This is a genomic window from Bacillus cereus group sp. BfR-BA-01355 (genome assembly GCF_022663675.1).
GTDB classification, from domain to species: Bacteria; Bacillota; Bacilli; order Bacillales; family Bacillaceae_G; genus Bacillus_A; species Bacillus_A thuringiensis_S.
Genome location: NZ_JAKUFY010000019.1, coordinates 38,625 through 53,609, shown reverse-complemented (window position 1 = coordinate 53,609; position 14,985 = coordinate 38,625). Strand labels below are relative to the sequence as shown.

Below are 14,985 nucleotides of genomic sequence, written 5' to 3'. Positions count from 1 at the left end.
AACTTATGTAAAGGGAAATCACTTAACAAAGGATGATCCAACATGCTCGAAAAAACAACGAGAATGAACTATTTGTTTGATTTTTATCAATCGTTGTTAACGCAAAAACAAAGAAGTTATATGTCGCTTTATTATCTAGATGATTTATCTCTTGGTGAAATTGCGGAAGAATTTGATGTAAGTCGCCAAGCCGTGTATGATAACATTAAACGGACTGAAGCGATGCTTGAAGAATATGAAGAAAAATTAGTATTACTTCAAAAGTTTCAAGAGCGACAGCGACTTGTTGCAAAGCTAAAACAGCTAATCAGCGAAGAAGAGCATGTGAATGAAGAAATGAAACAAGTTGTTGAAGCTATCGAAAAATTAGATTAGGAGGGCGGCAATATGGCATTTGAAGGATTAGCCGACCGACTTCAACAGACAATGCAAAAAATCCGCGGCAAAGGAAAAGTTTCTGAAGCCGATGTGAAAGAAATGATGAGAGAAGTTCGTCTAGCTCTTTTAGAAGCAGATGTTAACTTTAAAGTAGTAAAAGATTTTGTGAAGCGTGTGTCTGAACGTGCTGTCGGACAAGATGTAATGAAAAGTTTGACACCTGGACAACAAGTAATTAAAGTTGTACAGGAAGAACTTACAGAACTTATGGGCGGAGAGCAAAGCAAAATTGCTGTTGCTAATAAGCCACCGACTGTTATTATGATGGTTGGTCTGCAAGGTGCGGGTAAAACAACGACGACAGGTAAGCTTGCGAATTTGCTTCGTAAAAAGCATAATCGTAAACCGATGCTTGTTGCAGCGGATATTTACCGTCCAGCAGCGATTAAACAGCTTGAAACATTAGGGAAGCAATTGGACATGCCTGTATTTTCTTTAGGAGATCAAGTAAGTCCTGTTGAAATTGCGAAACAAGCGATTGCAAAAGCAAAAGAAGATCATCATGATTATGTTTTAATCGATACAGCGGGTCGCCTGCATATTGATGAAGAACTAATGGATGAATTAGCGAAAGTTAAAGAAGTTGCGAAACCGGATGAAATTTTCCTTGTTGTCGATGCGATGACGGGACAAGACGCGGTAAATGTTGCACAAAGTTTCCATGAACAGTTAGGTTTAACAGGTGTTGTATTAACGAAATTAGATGGTGATACCCGCGGTGGTGCTGCATTATCTATTAAGGCTGTAACAAACACACCGATTAAATTTGCTGGTATGGGTGAAAAACTAGATGCAATTGAAGCGTTCCATCCAGAGCGTATGGCATCCCGTATTTTAGGGATGGGCGATGTCTTAACATTGATTGAAAAAGCGCAAGCTACAGTTGATGAAGAGAAAGCAAAAGAACTTGAGCAAAAAATGCGTACGCTTTCGTTTACGCTTGACGATTTCCTAGAACAACTTGGACAAGTGCGTCAACTTGGACCGCTTGATGAATTGTTAGGAATGCTTCCTGGTGCAAATAAAATTAAAGGGCTGAAAAATGCGCAAGTTGATGAAAAACAAATTGGGCATATTGAGGCAATTATTCGTTCTATGACTAAATTAGAACGAGAACAACCGGAAATAATCAATGCTAGTCGCAAAAAGCGCATTGCCAAAGGTAGCGGTACAACTGTACAAGAAATCAATCGTCTAATTAAGCAATTCGATGACATGAAAAAAATGATGAAGACGATGACGGGAATGCAAAAAGGCAAGAAAAAAGGACTAGGTGGATTGAAGTTTCCATTCATGTAAGGAAAAAAGATGGCTCTGTTAAGAAAAAATACTTTACAAAGCAATAGTCTTTTTGCTAATATAATTATCTGTGTGAAATAAATTCGGAGGTGCTTTATAAATGGCAGTTAAAATTCGTTTAAAACGTATGGGAGCTAAAAAAACTCCTTTCTATCGTGTAGTTGTTGCAGATTCTCGTTCTCCTCGTGACGGACGTTTCATTGAGGAAATCGGAACTTACAATCCAGTTGCTCAACCAGCTGAAGTTAAGATCGACGAAGAAGCAGCATTAAAATGGTTAGGAAATGGTGCTAAACCATCTGATACAGTTCGTAACTTATTCTCTAACCAAGGTATCATGGAGAAATTCCACTTATCTAAACAAGGTAAGTAATTGAGGCAATGACTATGAAGAAGTTAGTCGAGACGATTGTCAAGCCTCTTGTCGATCATCCTGAAGATGTAAAAGTTACACAGGAACTTTGCAACGGAGAGATAAAGTATCGATTAACTGTACATCCTGAGGATGTTGGAAAAGTCATTGGAAAGCAAGGGAGAGTCGCGAAAGCGATTCGAATGCTCTTGTATTCAGTGGGACATCATAATGATGAAAAAGTAACACTGGAAATTCAATAAACGTAAAAAGGGCGAGGAGTTATTCCTCTCCCTTTTTTAACATTTAAATAGAGATTGCATGTTCCATCTATGAAATGGAGATGCTTAATTTATATAGAAACCAGGGGTGACATACTATTTATGACAAAGTGGTTTAACGTAGGGAAAATTGTAAATACTCATGGAGTAAGAGGAGAAATCCGTGTGATTTCTCGTACTGATTTTCCAGAAGAGCGATATAAAGTAGGAAACACGCTATACATATCGAATGAGAAAGACACAGACTATCTTCCAGTGAAGGTAACTTCTCATCGCCAACATAAGACATTCGATTTATTAACATTTGAAGGATATAACAATGTAGATGAAGTAGAGAAGTTTAAAGGTTCTTTAATAAAAGTACCGGAAGAGCAGTTAGGTGAACTTGCTGAAGGTGAATACTACTATCACGAAATTATTGGTTGCAGCGTTGTAACGGAAGAAGGAGAAGCGCTAGGGACAATCAAAGAGATTCTCTCTCCTGGTGCAAATGATGTTTGGGTGATTAAACGTCCGAAGGGTCAAGATCTCTTAATTCCTTATATTGATGACGTTGTACTTCAAGTTAATATTGAAAATAAATTAGTAACCATTCATGTAATGGAAGGATTGCTATAATGAAAATTGATATTTTAACGTTGTTCCCAGACATGTTTACCGGTGTATTTGGATCTTCTATATTAAAGAAGGCACAAGAAAAGGAAGCGGTAAACCTTCGTGTTGTTAACTTTCGTGATTATACAACAAGTAAGCATAATAGCGTAGACGATTATCCTTACGGCGGAGGAGCTGGTATGGTGCTTACTCCTCAGCCTATTTTTGACGCTGTAGAAGATTTGACGAAAGAGACAGAGCGTAAGCCGAGAGTTGTCTTAATGTGTCCGCAGGGCGAAAGATTTACGCAGAAGAAAGCGGAAGAGCTTGCAGGGGAAGAACATTTGATCTTTGTATGTGGGCATTATGAAGGGTATGACGAACGAATTCGTGAGCATCTCGTAACGGATGAGATTTCTATTGGTGACTATGTATTAACGGGCGGAGAATTAGCTTCTATGGTTATTACTGATAGTGTTGTACGTCTCTTGCCAGGCGTGTTAGGAAATCATGCTTCACAAGTAGAGGATTCGTTTAGTACAGGTTTATTAGAGCATCCTCATTATACACGTCCGGCTGATTTTCGTGGTATGAAGGTACCGGATGTATTAATGTCAGGGAATCATAAAAATATTGACGAATGGCGACATAAGGAATCTTTGCGCCGTACGTATACGCGTAGACCTGATTTGTTAGATGATAGAGATCTATCTAAACAAGAGAAAAAATGGCTTGAGGAAATAAAGCGAGAGCAGTAATAACTTCATATATTTGCTATTGCAACAGGCCTAGTAATATGCTATTATAACATTTGTGCTACTGAAATCAGTAGCCGTATTAACGATGTTCCGCTGTAATTTATTAAGACTTTATAAGAGCATCTGTTTAAAGGAGAGAATTTAATATGCAACAATTAATCGCAGAAATTACAAAAGGCCAATTAAAAACTGACCTTCCTTCATTCCGTCCTGGTGACACTTTACGTGTACACGTAAAAGTTGTTGAGGGAACTCGTGAAAGAATTCAGCTTTTCGAAGGTGTTGTAATTAAACGTCGTGGTGGCGGAATTAGTGAAACATTCACAGTTCGTAAGATTTCTTACGGTGTAGGTGTTGAGCGTACATTCCCAGTTCACACGCCAAGAATCGCGAAAATCGAAGTACTTCGCCGTGGTAAAGTACGTCGTGCTAAGTTATACTACTTACGTAACCTTCGCGGTAAAAAAGCACGTATTAAAGAAATTCGATAAGACATGTATGGGAGCTTGTAAATGCACAAGCTCCCTTTTTCCAATCTATATGAAATTTTGGTATAATACGAACAGCTTACATAACCGTGGAGGGGAAATGCATGAAAAAAGAGAAGAGTTCACTTTGGGAATGGATTAAAGCAATTTTGATTGCTGTTGTATTAGCTGGTGTTATTAGACAGTTTTTCTTTGCGCCAATTCTCGTAGACGGGGTATCGATGGCACCTACTTTACATGATCGTGATCGAATGATTGTAAATAAAATTGGTTATCACATTGGAGATCCAAAACGCTTTGATATTATTGTATTTCGAGCAACAGAAGATAAAGATTACATTAAGCGCATTATAGGCCTACCGGGCGATGAAATAGAGTATCGTAATGATAAGCTGTATGTTAACGGAAAGGCTTATGAGGAGCCGTATTTAGACAAGCAGAAAAAGCAAATTGCTGACGGACCGCTTACATATGATTTTAATCTTGAAGAAATGACAGGCAAGAAAACCGTTCCAAAAGATCAATTATTTGTTTTAGGTGATAATCGTCGTTTTAGTAAAGATAGCCGTTCAATCGGTACGATTTCAATGGATCAAGTAATTGGTAAAGCTAATATGTTATATTGGCCGTTAGAAGACGCACGTATTGTGAAATAAATGAAAAAGAAGGTGGCAACATGGTAATTCAATGGTTTCCAGGGCATATGGCGAAGGCTAGACGCCAAGTAACGGAGAAATTAAAATTAATTGATGTTGTAATTGAACTTGTAGATGCTCGATTACCATTATCATCTCGAAACCCAATGATTGATGAAATCATTACACATAAGCCAAGGCTTGTTGTTTTAAATAAAGCGGATATGGCAGATGACCGTTTAACAAAACAATGGATCGCATATTTTAAAGAAAAAGGTCATATGGCAATTTCGATTAACGCGCAAGCTGGACAAGGTATGAAAGAAATTGCAGCAGCTTGTAAAGTGCTTGTTAAAGAAAAATTTGATAAAATGGTTGCAAAAGGTATTAGACCGAGAGCGATTCGTGCATTAATTGTAGGTATACCAAATGTTGGTAAATCTACATTAATTAATAAATTGGCAAAGAAAAATATTGCTAAAACAGGAGATCGTCCAGGTGTGACAACAGCTCAACAATGGATTAAAGTTGGGAAGGAAATGGAATTGTTAGATACGCCAGGTATTCTGTGGCCTAAATTTGAAGATCAATTAGTGGGTCTTCGCTTAGCGACGACGGGTGCAATTAAAGATTCAATTTTAAATTTACAAGATGTAGCTGTTTACGCATTACGTTTTATGGAGAAACATTATCCAGAACGCTTGAAAGAACGCTATAATTTAAATGAGATTCCAGAAGATATTGTGGAATTATTCGATGCAATTGGAAAAAATAGAGGCTGCTTAATGGGCGGCGGAATGATTGATTATGATAAGACATCTGAGCTTGTACTTCGTGAGCTTCGTGGTGGCAAACTTGGAAAAATGACGTTTGAAACACCGGAAGAGTTTGCAGAGCAAGTAGAAGATGTGGAAAAAATAGAAGAAGTATAAGACGTGCGTTTGTGCGTCTTTTCTTTTTGGATACGTTTAAAAAGGAGTTTGTATAAATGCAAAAAATGACGATAAAAGAAGCGGAAAATGTATTGAAAGAAATTATGAATGAAGAAGATGATCGCTTTCAACTGTTAATGAAAGATGAGCGAAAAGGCGTTCAAAAGCTCGTTTTGAAGTGGTATAAACAAAAAGAGTTAGAACAGAAAGAAAAAGAGAATTTTTTTGAAATGTCCAAGTATGAAAATGCTTTGCGTGAAAAAGGGGTCACATATATCGCGGGTATTGATGAAGTAGGGCGTGGCCCGTTGGCTGGGCCTGTTGTGACGGCAGCTGTCGTCCTTCCAGAGGATTTTTATATTCCAGGGTTAAATGACTCAAAAAAGCTGAGTGAAGCGAAACGTGAGCGTTTTTATGATGAAATAAAAGTACAAGCAATTGCAATTGGAGTAGGAATTGTATCACCGCAAGTTATTGATGACATTAATATTTACCAAGCAACGAAACAAGCAATGTTAGATGCAGTTGCAAATTTATCTTGTACACCCCAACATTTATTAATTGATGCGATGAAGCTTCCTACACCAATTCCGCAAACCTCAATTATTAAAGGTGATGCGAAAAGTATTTCTATTTCAGCTGCATCTATTATTGCGAAAGTAACGAGAGATCGTATGATGAAAGAACTGGGAGAAAAGTATCCTGAATACGGATTTGAGCAACATATGGGATATGGCACAAAGCAACATTTAGAGGCAATTGAAGTGCATGGAGTATTAGATGAACACCGAAAGTCATTCGCGCCAATTAAAGATATGATTCAAAAATAAGCTGTAAATATACAGCTTATTTTTTATTTTGGCATATAAACATTACTATTTTCGAAAAAGAATAAAGCGATTTCAGTTTTCTGACACTTTATTGTAGACAGCGTGCCAATCATCTTATACAATGGCAATGTAATGTTTTTTAAACATTAAAAAACTTTTCGAGTAAAACAGGAAAACAGGGGAGGATGGGACCATGAATATCCATGAGTACCAAGGTAAGGCAGTCCTTAGAAGCTATGGGGTTAGCGTTCCGAACGGGAAGGTTGCATTTACAGTAGAAGAAGCTGTAGAAGCAGCGAAAGAACTAGGAACAGATGTATGTGTAGTGAAAGCACAAATTCACGCTGGTGGACGCGGCAAAGCTGGCGGAGTAAAAGTTGCAAAAAATTTAGATGAAGTTCGTACATATGCAGAAAGCATTTTAGGAACTACACTTGTGACACATCAAACAGGTCCTGAAGGTAAGGAAGTAAAACGCTTACTTATCGAAGAAGGTTGCGATATTAAAAAAGAATATTATGTAGGTCTAGTTTTAGATCGTGCAACTTCTCAAGTTGTTTTAATGGCGTCTGAAGAAGGCGGAACAGAAATTGAAGAAGTAGCAGAAAAAACACCTGAAAAAATCTTTAAAGAATATATTGATCCAGCAGTAGGCTTACAAGGTTTCCAAGCACGCCGAATTGCATTTAACATCAATATTCCAAAAGAGCTTGTAGGACAAGCTGTGAAGTTTATGATGGGCTTATACCGTGCGTTTATCGAAAAAGATTGCTCTATCGCTGAGATTAACCCACTTGTTACAACAGGTGAAGGTAAAGTTATGGCATTAGATGCAAAATTAAACTTTGATTCTAATGCGTTATATCGCCATAAAGACATTTTAGAGCTTCGTGATCTTGATGAAGAGGATTCAAAAGAAATTGAAGCTTCAAAATACGATTTAAACTACATTCCTTTAGATGGAAATATCGGTTGTATGGTTAATGGTGCAGGTTTAGCGATGGCTACAATGGATATCATTAAACATTACCACGGTGACCCAGCTAACTTCTTAGATGTTGGTGGCGGTGCAACTGCTGAAAAAGTTACAGAAGCATTCAAAATTATCCTTTCTGACAAAAATGTAAAAGGTATCTTCGTTAACATTTTTGGTGGTATTATGAAGTGTGATGTTATTGCAGAAGGTGTTATTGAAGCAACGAAACAAGTAGGTCTTGAGTTACCTTTAGTTGTACGTCTTGAAGGTACAAACGTAGAACTAGGTAAGAAAATTTTAAATGAGTCTGGCTTAAATATTGTTGCAGCAGAATCTATGGCAGACGGTGCACAAAAAATTGTTTCACTAGTGGGCTAATAGAAAGCGGGGGAGAAAAATGAGCGTATTAGTTAATAAAGATACAAAAGTTATTGTTCAAGGTATTACAGGTTCTCAAGGTTTATTCCATACAAAACAAATGATTGAATACGGTACGAAAATTGTCGGTGGTGTAACACCAGGTAAAGGCGGCACTGATATTGAAGGTGTACCAGTATTTGATACAGTAGAAGATGCAGTGAAAGCAACAGGCGCAAACGCTTCAGTTGTATACGTTCCACCCGCTTTTGCGGCAGATGCAATTATGGAAGCAGTTGATGCAGAAATTGATTTAGTAGTATGTATTACTGAAGGAATTCCTGTATTAGATATGGTAAACGTAAAGAGATATATGGCTGGTAAACATACACGTTTACTTGGACCAAACTGCCCAGGTGTAATCACACCAGATGAATGTAAGATTGGTATTATGCCAGGATATATTCATAAAAAAGGTCATGTTGGTATCGTATCTCGCTCTGGTACATTAACGTATGAAGCTGTACATCAATTAACACAAGAAGGTATTGGCCAATCTACTGCTGTAGGTATCGGTGGAGACCCTGTTAACGGTACAGACTTTATTGATGCGTTAAAAGCATTTAATGAAGATGAAGAAACACATGCTGTAATTATGATTGGTGAAATCGGCGGTACAGCAGAAGAAGAGGCAGCTGAATGGGTAAAAGCTAATATGACAAAACCTGTTGTAGGCTTCATTGGTGGTCAAACAGCGCCTGCTGGCAAACGTATGGGCCATGCTGGTGCAATCATTTCTGGTGGTAAAGGAACTGCTGCTGAAAAGATTAAAACAATGGAAGCTTGTGGCATTAAAGTAGCTGAAACTCCAGCAGTTATGGGAGAAACGCTAATCTCTGTTTTAAAAGAAAAAGGTCTATTTGAGACTTGCAAAAACTATTAATCTGTTGAAAGACACCTTCTTACTTGAGGGTGTCTTTTTACACTTTTTTCTGTTTACATAATAAAAATTATGGGTAAGGAGAATCAAGATGAAAAGAGAGCGGTTATTACATCTTCATTACTTGCTAGCAGATTATTGGAAAGCGATGGAGAGGCTACTATATGTCGATCCAGAATTAAAGAACATATATAATTTTAACGAAAAACAAATGGAGCACTACACTGGAATATCCTCGAAAAAATCTTCAGAACTAGTGGAATTTCTTCAAAGTTCAAATCTTCCGCAATATATATCTTATTTAGAGAAAAACCGTATCTTTTATATAACGATATGGGATGAAAATTATCCACAATTATTACGTGAAATACAAGACCCTCCCTTCGTTTTATATGGAAAAGGAGAGAAAGATTTTCTAAATAAAGTAAATAAATTAGCAGTTGTTGGAACGAGAGAACCATCATTATATGGTCATGAGAGCTTGAAATTTATTTTACACCCTTTATTAGAAAGAGAGTGGCTTATTGTCAGTGGGTTTGCAAAAGGGATAGATACAATGTCTCATGAGATTACAGTAAGGCATCATTGTCCCACTATTGGGATATTAGGGCACGGATTGTCGTTTATGTATCCGAAAGAAAATAGACATTTATATGAAATGTGGAAGGAATATATATTGTTATTGACAGAGTATCCTCCGCACTATGCACCGAAAAAATGGTATTTTCCAAAAAGGAACCGGATTATTAGTGGTATAAGTAAAGGTGTTTTAGTTGTAGAAGCGAAATCGAGAAGTGGGACACTTATTACTGCAGACCTTGCGTTAGAGCAAAATAGAGAGGTGTTTGCGCTTCCTGGACCTATATTTATAGAGGGGGCATCGGGAACGAATCATCTTATTCAACAAGGAGCAAAATTAGTAAGAAATGCAGAAGATATCTTGGAAGAGATTTTAAATTAACCTTATATTTTTAAATTTTTATTAAACAATTATTGACAAATGGTAGATTGGCACTGTATGGTATATTCATTCTTGATTGACAAAAACAAGAGAAATCAATAAGATTAATGAAGACTTGAATCCACCTCTTAAGGAGGCACTAGCATGTCAGATTACCTCGTGATCGTGGAGTCGCCTTCTAAGGCGAAGACCATTGAGAAATATTTAGGGAAAAAATACAAAGTTGTCGCGTCTATGGGACATGTTCGCGATTTGCCAAAAAGTCAAATGGGGATAGAAGTAAAGAACAACTTCACCCCGAAGTATATTACCATTCGTGGTAAAGGTCCCGTCTTAAAAGATTTAAAATCAGCGGCGAAAAAAGCAAAGAAAGTCTATCTCGCGGCCGATCCAGACCGCGAAGGGGAAGCAATTGCTTGGCATTTAGCGAATACGTTAAATGTGGACGTTGAATCAGATTGTCGGGTTGTGTTTAATGAGATTACGAAAGATGCAATCAAAGAATCATTTAAACATCCTCGTGCAATTAATATGGATTTAGTAGATGCACAACAAGCAAGACGTATACTTGATCGTCTTGTTGGTTACAATATTAGTCCTTTATTATGGAAGAAAGTAAAAAAAGGATTAAGTGCAGGGCGTGTACAATCTGTAGCAGTTCGTTTAATCATCGAACGTGAAAAGGAAATTCAAAGCTTTGAACCTGAAGAATTCTGGACAATTAAAACAGAATTTGTAAAAGGAAAAGACACATTTGAAGCAAGCTTTTACGGTGTAGATGGGGAAAAGGTTCAATTAACGAATGAAACGCAAGTGAATGAAATAATTGAACAGATGAAAGACAATGCGTTTTCAGTTGAAAATGTAACGCGCAAAGAGCGAAAACGTAATCCTGCATTACCGTTTACAACATCTTCCTTGCAACAAGAAGCAGCACGTAAGTTAAACATGCGAGCAAAGAAAACGATGATGCTTGCACAGCAATTGTATGAAGGGATAGATCTTGGAAAACAAGGAACTGTAGGTCTTATTACGTATATGAGAACTGATTCAACACGTATCTCAGAAACAGCTCAAACAGAGGCTCGTACTTACATCACTGAAGCGTATGGTACGGAATACATAGGAACAGAAAAGAAGAAAGAAACGAAAAAGTCAAATGCACAAGATGCACATGAGGCAATTCGTCCTACTTCGGTAATGAGAAAGCCAGAGGAACTAAAAAGTTTCTTAAGTCGTGATCAACTTCGATTATATAAATTGATTTGGGAGCGATTTGTTGCAAGTCAAATGGCGTCTGCTATAATGGATACTGTGACAGCGAGACTCATTAATAACAATGTTCAGTTCCGTGCAAGTGGATCGGTTGTAAAGTTCCCAGGATTTATGAAAGTGTATGTAGAGTCGAAAGATGATGGTGCTGAAGAAAAGGATAAGATGTTGCCGCCTTTAGAAGTAGGGGAAACTGTATTTTCGAAGGATTTAGAACCGAAGCAACATTTTACACAACCTCCTCCGCGCTATACAGAGGCTCGTCTAGTAAGAACACTTGAAGAACTTGGAATTGGAAGACCGTCGACTTATGTACCTACACTTGAAACGATTCAAAAACGTGGATATGTAGGCTTGGATAATAAACGCTTCGTTCCGACTGAACTTGGTGAAATAGTAATTGAACTTATTTTAGAATTTTTCCCGGAAATTATTAACATTGAATTTACTGCCAATATGGAGCAAAGCCTTGATGAAGTGGAAGAAGGAAATGCCAATTGGGTGAAAATTGTTGATGATTTCTACGTAGGATTTGAACCGCGCTTAGAAAAAGCGGAAAAAGAAATGCGTGAAGTGGAAATTAAAGATGAGCCAGCTGGGGAAGACTGTGAATTATGCGGACATCCAATGGTCTTTAAAATGGGTAAATACGGGAAGTTTATGGCTTGTTCGAATTTCCCTGATTGTCGTAATACAAAACCGATTGTGAAAGAAATCGGTGTAACTTGTCCGAAATGTGAAGAAGGACAAATTATTGAGCGTCGTAGTAACAAAAAGAAACGCCTTTTCTATGGATGCGGTACGTATCCAGAATGTGACTTTGTATCTTGGGATAAGCCGATTGGTCGTAAATGTCCGAAGTGTGAAGGCATGCTTGTAGAGAAGAAGTTGAAAAAAGGCGTGCAAGTACAATGTATTTCGTGCGATTATGAAGAAGAACAACAAATGTGAGCGTAACTGCTCACATTTTTTTCGGGAAGAAAAGGAAAGGTGATATATATGACAACACAAGTAGTAAACGTCATTGGCGCAGGTCTTGCAGGAAGTGAAGCGGCTTACCAAATTGCAAAACGTGGTGTCCAAGTTAGATTATATGAAATGAGGCCGGTAAGGCAAACGCCAGCTCATCACACAGATAAATTTGCTGAATTAGTATGTAGTAACTCACTTCGTGCAAACACTTTAACAAATGCAGTTGGAGTTATTAAAGAGGAAATGCGTTTAATGGATTCTGTAATTATTCGTGCGGCAGATGAGTGCTCTGTACCAGCTGGAGGTGCGTTAGCTGTAGACCGTCATGAGTTCGCAGCTAAAGTAACAGAATACGTAAAAAACCATCCGAATGTAACGGTAGTGAACGAAGAGCTTACTGAAATTCCAGAAGGACCAACAATTATTGCAACAGGTCCACTTACATCTCCTGATCTTGCTGCACAATTAAAAGAACTAACAGGTGAAGATTATTTCTATTTCTACGATGCGGCAGCACCAATCGTAGAAAAAGACAGTATTGACATGAATAAAGTATATTTAAAATCGCGTTATGACAAAGGGGAAGCTGCATATTTAAATTGCCCAATGACAGAAGAAGAGTTTGACCGTTTTTATGAGGCTTTAATTGCTGCTGAGACAGTGCCTTTAAAAGAGTTTGAAAAAGAAATTTTCTTTGAAGGTTGTATGCCAGTAGAAGTTATGGCAAGTAGAGGGAGACAGACGCTAGTATTTGGACCTATGAAACCTGTTGGATTGGAAGATCCAAAAACAGGGAAAACGCCATATGCTGTTGTTCAGTTACGTCAAGATGATGCAGCAGGAACTTTATACAATATCGTAGGTTTCCAAACGCATTTAAAGTGGGGACCACAAAAAGAAGTGCTACAGTTAATACCGGGACTGGAAAATGCAGAGATTGTACGTTATGGTGTAATGCATCGTAATACGTTTATTAATTCACCTAATTTGCTTCGTCCAACATATCAATATAAACAACGTGATGATTTATTCTTCGCTGGTCAAATGACTGGAGTAGAGGGATATGTTGAATCAGCAGCATCAGGATTATTAGCAGGAATTAATGCTGCACGTCTTGTGCAAGGTGAAGAGCCAGTTGTATTACCGTCAGTAACTGCGATGGGCAGCATGGCAAATTACATTACGGCAACGAACGCTAAAAACTTCCAACCGATGAATGCGAACTTCGGTCTATTTGCACCGTTAGAGAAGAAGATCAAAAAGAAAGCGGAACGAAATGAAGCATACGCAACACGCGCTTTAGAGACAATTCAAAATTTTGTAAATATTTAGTTAAATTTCTTGCAAAGGCTACTAAGTTGTGATACGATTTAGTAGCCTTTATTGAGGTGAGTTGTGTGAATGTGAAGAAATTGTTACAATTATTCGTTGGATATTTACAAATTGAAAGAAATTATTCAAAATATACAATTGCAAGTTATCAAAATGATTTAGAACATTTTGTGCAATTTATGGAGCGAGAAGGCATATCCTCTTTTTTAGACGTTACATACGCGGATGTTCGTTTGTACTTAACGACGTTGCACGATGAAAAGTTAGCCCGTAAATCTGTCGCAAGAAAAGTATCAAGCTTACGAAGTTTATATCGTTTTTTGATGCGTGAAGGTTATCGGAAAGATAATCCGTTTGCACTTGCGTCACTCCCCAAAAAAGAATTGTCAATCCCAAAGTTTTTATATGCTGAAGAGTTAGAGGAATTATTTGAAGTTTCTGACACGGAAACGCCATTAGGTCAAAGGAATCAAGCTTTATTAGAGTTGATGTATGCGACTGGAATCCGTGTGAGTGAATGTGTCAATTTACAACTTACCGATATTGACTTTGCGGTGGGAACAATTTTAGTAATGGGAAAAGGAAAAAAACAAAGGTATATTCCGTTCGGAAGCTATGCGCAAGATTCTTTAATTACTTATATAGAGAATGGGAGAAAACAGTTAGTTAATAAGACTGACGAAGACTCTCGTATGGTGTTTTTAAATGCGAAAGGTACACCGCTAACAAGTCGTGGAGTGCGTTATGTTTTAAATGAACTCATTAAAAAGGCTTCACTGACAATGCGAATAAGTCCCCATATGTTAAGGCATACATTTGCTACACATATGTTAGATGAAGGGGCGGATTTACGTACTGTACAGGAGCTATTAGGTCATGAGAATTTGTCGACCACACAAATTTATACGCATGTCTCTAAAGAAAGATTGCGTTCTGTTTACATGAAGCATCACCCGCGGGCATAAATTGCTTTAAAAGCTATAAAAACAAATAAAGGAGTTTTTTCTATGGGGAATTTCCACGCTACAACGATATTTGCAGTTCATCATAATGGAGAATGTGCAATGGCTGGAGATGGTCAGGTGACAATGGGAAATGCTGTTGTAATGAAACATACAGCTCGTAAAGTTCGCAGACTTTTCCAAGGTAAAGTTTTAGCTGGTTTTGCAGGTTCAGTTGCTGATGCATTTACTCTTTTTGAAATGTTTGAAGGAAAATTAGAAGAGTATAATGGCAACTTGCAGCGTGCAGCTGTTGAAATGGCAAAACAATGGCGTGGCGATAAAATGTTACGTCAACTAGAAGCGATGCTCATTGTCATGGATAAAACAACTATGCTCCTTGTTTCAGGTACAGGAGAAGTGATTGAACCGGATGATGGTATTTTAGCAATTGGATCTGGTGGGAATTATGCACTTTCTGCAGGTCGTGCTTTAAAGCAATATGCAAGTGAACACTTAACAGCGAAACAAATTGCGAAAGCGAGTTTAGAGATTGCTGGCGATATTTGTGTTTATACGAATCACAACATAATTGTTGAAGAATTGTAGAATCGTAAGGGAGGCATT

17 protein-coding genes are annotated in these 14,985 nt (G+C 37.8%); all 17 read left to right on the top strand.

What is annotated here, in order from left to right:
- Positions 1-42 precede the first annotated feature (42 nt).
- The 17 genes from MR167_RS09035 (at position 43) to hslV (ending at position 14,967) form a co-directional block, all read left to right on the top strand.
- Complete coding sequence (locus MR167_RS09035; RefSeq protein ID WP_000891062.1) at positions 43-375, top strand: putative DNA-binding protein; 333 nt, start codon at positions 43-45, stop codon at positions 373-375.
- A 12-nt stretch (positions 376-387) separates the two neighbouring features.
- Complete coding sequence (ffh, locus tag MR167_RS09030; protein ID WP_000863460.1) at positions 388-1,737, top strand: signal recognition particle protein; 1,350 nt, start codon at positions 388-390, stop codon at positions 1,735-1,737.
- Between the two features lie 100 nt (positions 1,738-1,837).
- Positions 1,838-2,110, top strand: a complete 273-nt coding sequence (rpsP, locus tag MR167_RS09025) for a 30S ribosomal protein S16 (RefSeq protein ID WP_000268748.1) — start codon at positions 1,838-1,840, stop codon at positions 2,108-2,110.
- Positions 2,111-2,124: 14 nt separating this feature from the next.
- The gene (locus MR167_RS09020; RefSeq protein WP_000737393.1) at positions 2,125-2,352 is read left to right on the top strand and encodes a KH domain-containing protein; all 228 of its coding nucleotides are present in this window, start codon (positions 2,125-2,127) and stop codon (positions 2,350-2,352) included.
- A 120-nt stretch (positions 2,353-2,472) separates the two neighbouring features.
- Positions 2,473-2,988: a ribosome maturation factor RimM gene (gene rimM / locus MR167_RS09015; RefSeq protein ID WP_000170272.1), complete on the top strand. Its 516-nt coding sequence runs from the start codon at positions 2,473-2,475 to the stop codon at positions 2,986-2,988.
- On the top strand, positions 2,988-3,722 hold the full coding sequence (gene trmD, locus MR167_RS09010; protein WP_000686901.1) for a tRNA (guanosine(37)-N1)-methyltransferase TrmD: 735 nt from the start codon (positions 2,988-2,990) through the stop codon (positions 3,720-3,722). The genes rimM and trmD overlap by 1 nt, the downstream gene beginning before the upstream one ends.
- A 146-nt stretch (positions 3,723-3,868) precedes the next feature.
- Positions 3,869-4,213: a 50S ribosomal protein L19 gene (rplS, locus tag MR167_RS09005; RefSeq protein WP_001186516.1), complete on the top strand. Its 345-nt coding sequence runs from the start codon at positions 3,869-3,871 to the stop codon at positions 4,211-4,213.
- 101 nt (positions 4,214-4,314) lie between these two features.
- A complete protein-coding gene (gene lepB / locus MR167_RS09000) occupies positions 4,315-4,866 on the top strand; it encodes a signal peptidase I (RefSeq protein WP_000711853.1) in 552 nt (183 codons plus the stop codon).
- A 20-nt stretch (positions 4,867-4,886) separates the two neighbouring features.
- Positions 4,887-5,777, top strand: coding sequence for a ribosome biogenesis GTPase YlqF (gene ylqF, locus MR167_RS08995; RefSeq protein ID WP_000236702.1), 891 nt, complete (start codon positions 4,887-4,889; stop codon positions 5,775-5,777).
- Positions 5,778-5,833: 56 nt separating this feature from the next.
- Complete coding sequence (locus MR167_RS08990; RefSeq protein WP_001171121.1) at positions 5,834-6,607, top strand: ribonuclease HII; 774 nt, start codon at positions 5,834-5,836, stop codon at positions 6,605-6,607.
- 193 nt (positions 6,608-6,800) lie between these two features.
- Positions 6,801-7,961, top strand: coding sequence for an ADP-forming succinate--CoA ligase subunit beta (sucC, locus tag MR167_RS08985; RefSeq protein ID WP_001020791.1), 1,161 nt, complete (start codon positions 6,801-6,803; stop codon positions 7,959-7,961).
- 19 nt (positions 7,962-7,980) lie between these two features.
- The gene (gene sucD, locus MR167_RS08980) at positions 7,981-8,883 is read left to right on the top strand and encodes a succinate--CoA ligase subunit alpha (protein ID WP_000115178.1); all 903 of its coding nucleotides are present in this window, start codon (positions 7,981-7,983) and stop codon (positions 8,881-8,883) included.
- Positions 8,884-8,971: 88 nt separating this feature from the next.
- Positions 8,972-9,841 (top strand): DNA-processing protein DprA, encoded by an 870-nt coding sequence (gene dprA / locus MR167_RS08975; protein ID WP_106081596.1) that lies wholly within the window; start codon positions 8,972-8,974, stop codon positions 9,839-9,841.
- A 144-nt stretch (positions 9,842-9,985) separates the two neighbouring features.
- On the top strand, positions 9,986-12,064 hold the full coding sequence (gene topA, locus MR167_RS08970; protein WP_001286957.1) for a type I DNA topoisomerase: 2,079 nt from the start codon (positions 9,986-9,988) through the stop codon (positions 12,062-12,064).
- Positions 12,065-12,112: 48 nt separating this feature from the next.
- Complete coding sequence (gene trmFO / locus MR167_RS08965; protein WP_000213006.1) at positions 12,113-13,417, top strand: FADH(2)-oxidizing methylenetetrahydrofolate--tRNA-(uracil(54)-C(5))-methyltransferase TrmFO; 1,305 nt, start codon at positions 12,113-12,115, stop codon at positions 13,415-13,417.
- A gap of 65 nt (positions 13,418-13,482) precedes the next feature.
- Complete coding sequence (xerC, locus tag MR167_RS08960; RefSeq protein WP_001101244.1) at positions 13,483-14,382, top strand: tyrosine recombinase XerC; 900 nt, start codon at positions 13,483-13,485, stop codon at positions 14,380-14,382.
- A gap of 42 nt (positions 14,383-14,424) precedes the next feature.
- Entirely contained in the window at positions 14,425-14,967 is a 543-nt protein-coding gene (gene hslV / locus MR167_RS08955) for an ATP-dependent protease proteolytic subunit HslV (protein WP_000526274.1), read from the top strand.
- The last annotated feature ends 18 nt before the right edge of the window (positions 14,968-14,985 follow it).

Excerpts from the sequence above, each read along its gene's own strand:
- MR167_RS09035 (WP_000891062.1), top strand. The coding sequence starts at position 43 with ATGCTCGAAAAAACAACGAGAATGAACTATTTGTTTGATTTTTATCAA.
- ffh (WP_000863460.1), top strand. The coding sequence starts at position 388 with ATGGCATTTGAAGGATTAGCCGACCGACTTCAACAGACAATGCAAAAA.
- rpsP (WP_000268748.1), top strand. The coding sequence starts at position 1,838 with ATGGCAGTTAAAATTCGTTTAAAACGTATGGGAGCTAAAAAAACTCCT.
- MR167_RS09020 (WP_000737393.1), top strand. The coding sequence starts at position 2,125 with ATGAAGAAGTTAGTCGAGACGATTGTCAAGCCTCTTGTCGATCATCCT.
- rimM (WP_000170272.1), top strand. The coding sequence starts at position 2,473 with ATGACAAAGTGGTTTAACGTAGGGAAAATTGTAAATACTCATGGAGTA.
- trmD (WP_000686901.1), top strand. The coding sequence starts at position 2,988 with ATGAAAATTGATATTTTAACGTTGTTCCCAGACATGTTTACCGGTGTA.
- rplS (WP_001186516.1), top strand. The coding sequence starts at position 3,869 with ATGCAACAATTAATCGCAGAAATTACAAAAGGCCAATTAAAAACTGAC.
- lepB (WP_000711853.1), top strand. The coding sequence starts at position 4,315 with ATGAAAAAAGAGAAGAGTTCACTTTGGGAATGGATTAAAGCAATTTTG.
- ylqF (WP_000236702.1), top strand. The coding sequence starts at position 4,887 with ATGGTAATTCAATGGTTTCCAGGGCATATGGCGAAGGCTAGACGCCAA.
- MR167_RS08990 (WP_001171121.1), top strand. The coding sequence starts at position 5,834 with ATGCAAAAAATGACGATAAAAGAAGCGGAAAATGTATTGAAAGAAATT.
- sucC (WP_001020791.1), top strand. The coding sequence starts at position 6,801 with ATGAATATCCATGAGTACCAAGGTAAGGCAGTCCTTAGAAGCTATGGG.
- sucD (WP_000115178.1), top strand. The coding sequence starts at position 7,981 with ATGAGCGTATTAGTTAATAAAGATACAAAAGTTATTGTTCAAGGTATT.
- dprA (WP_106081596.1), top strand. The coding sequence starts at position 8,972 with ATGAAAAGAGAGCGGTTATTACATCTTCATTACTTGCTAGCAGATTAT.
- topA (WP_001286957.1), top strand. The coding sequence starts at position 9,986 with ATGTCAGATTACCTCGTGATCGTGGAGTCGCCTTCTAAGGCGAAGACC.
- trmFO (WP_000213006.1), top strand. The coding sequence starts at position 12,113 with ATGACAACACAAGTAGTAAACGTCATTGGCGCAGGTCTTGCAGGAAGT.
- hslV (WP_000526274.1), top strand. The coding sequence starts at position 14,425 with ATGGGGAATTTCCACGCTACAACGATATTTGCAGTTCATCATAATGGA.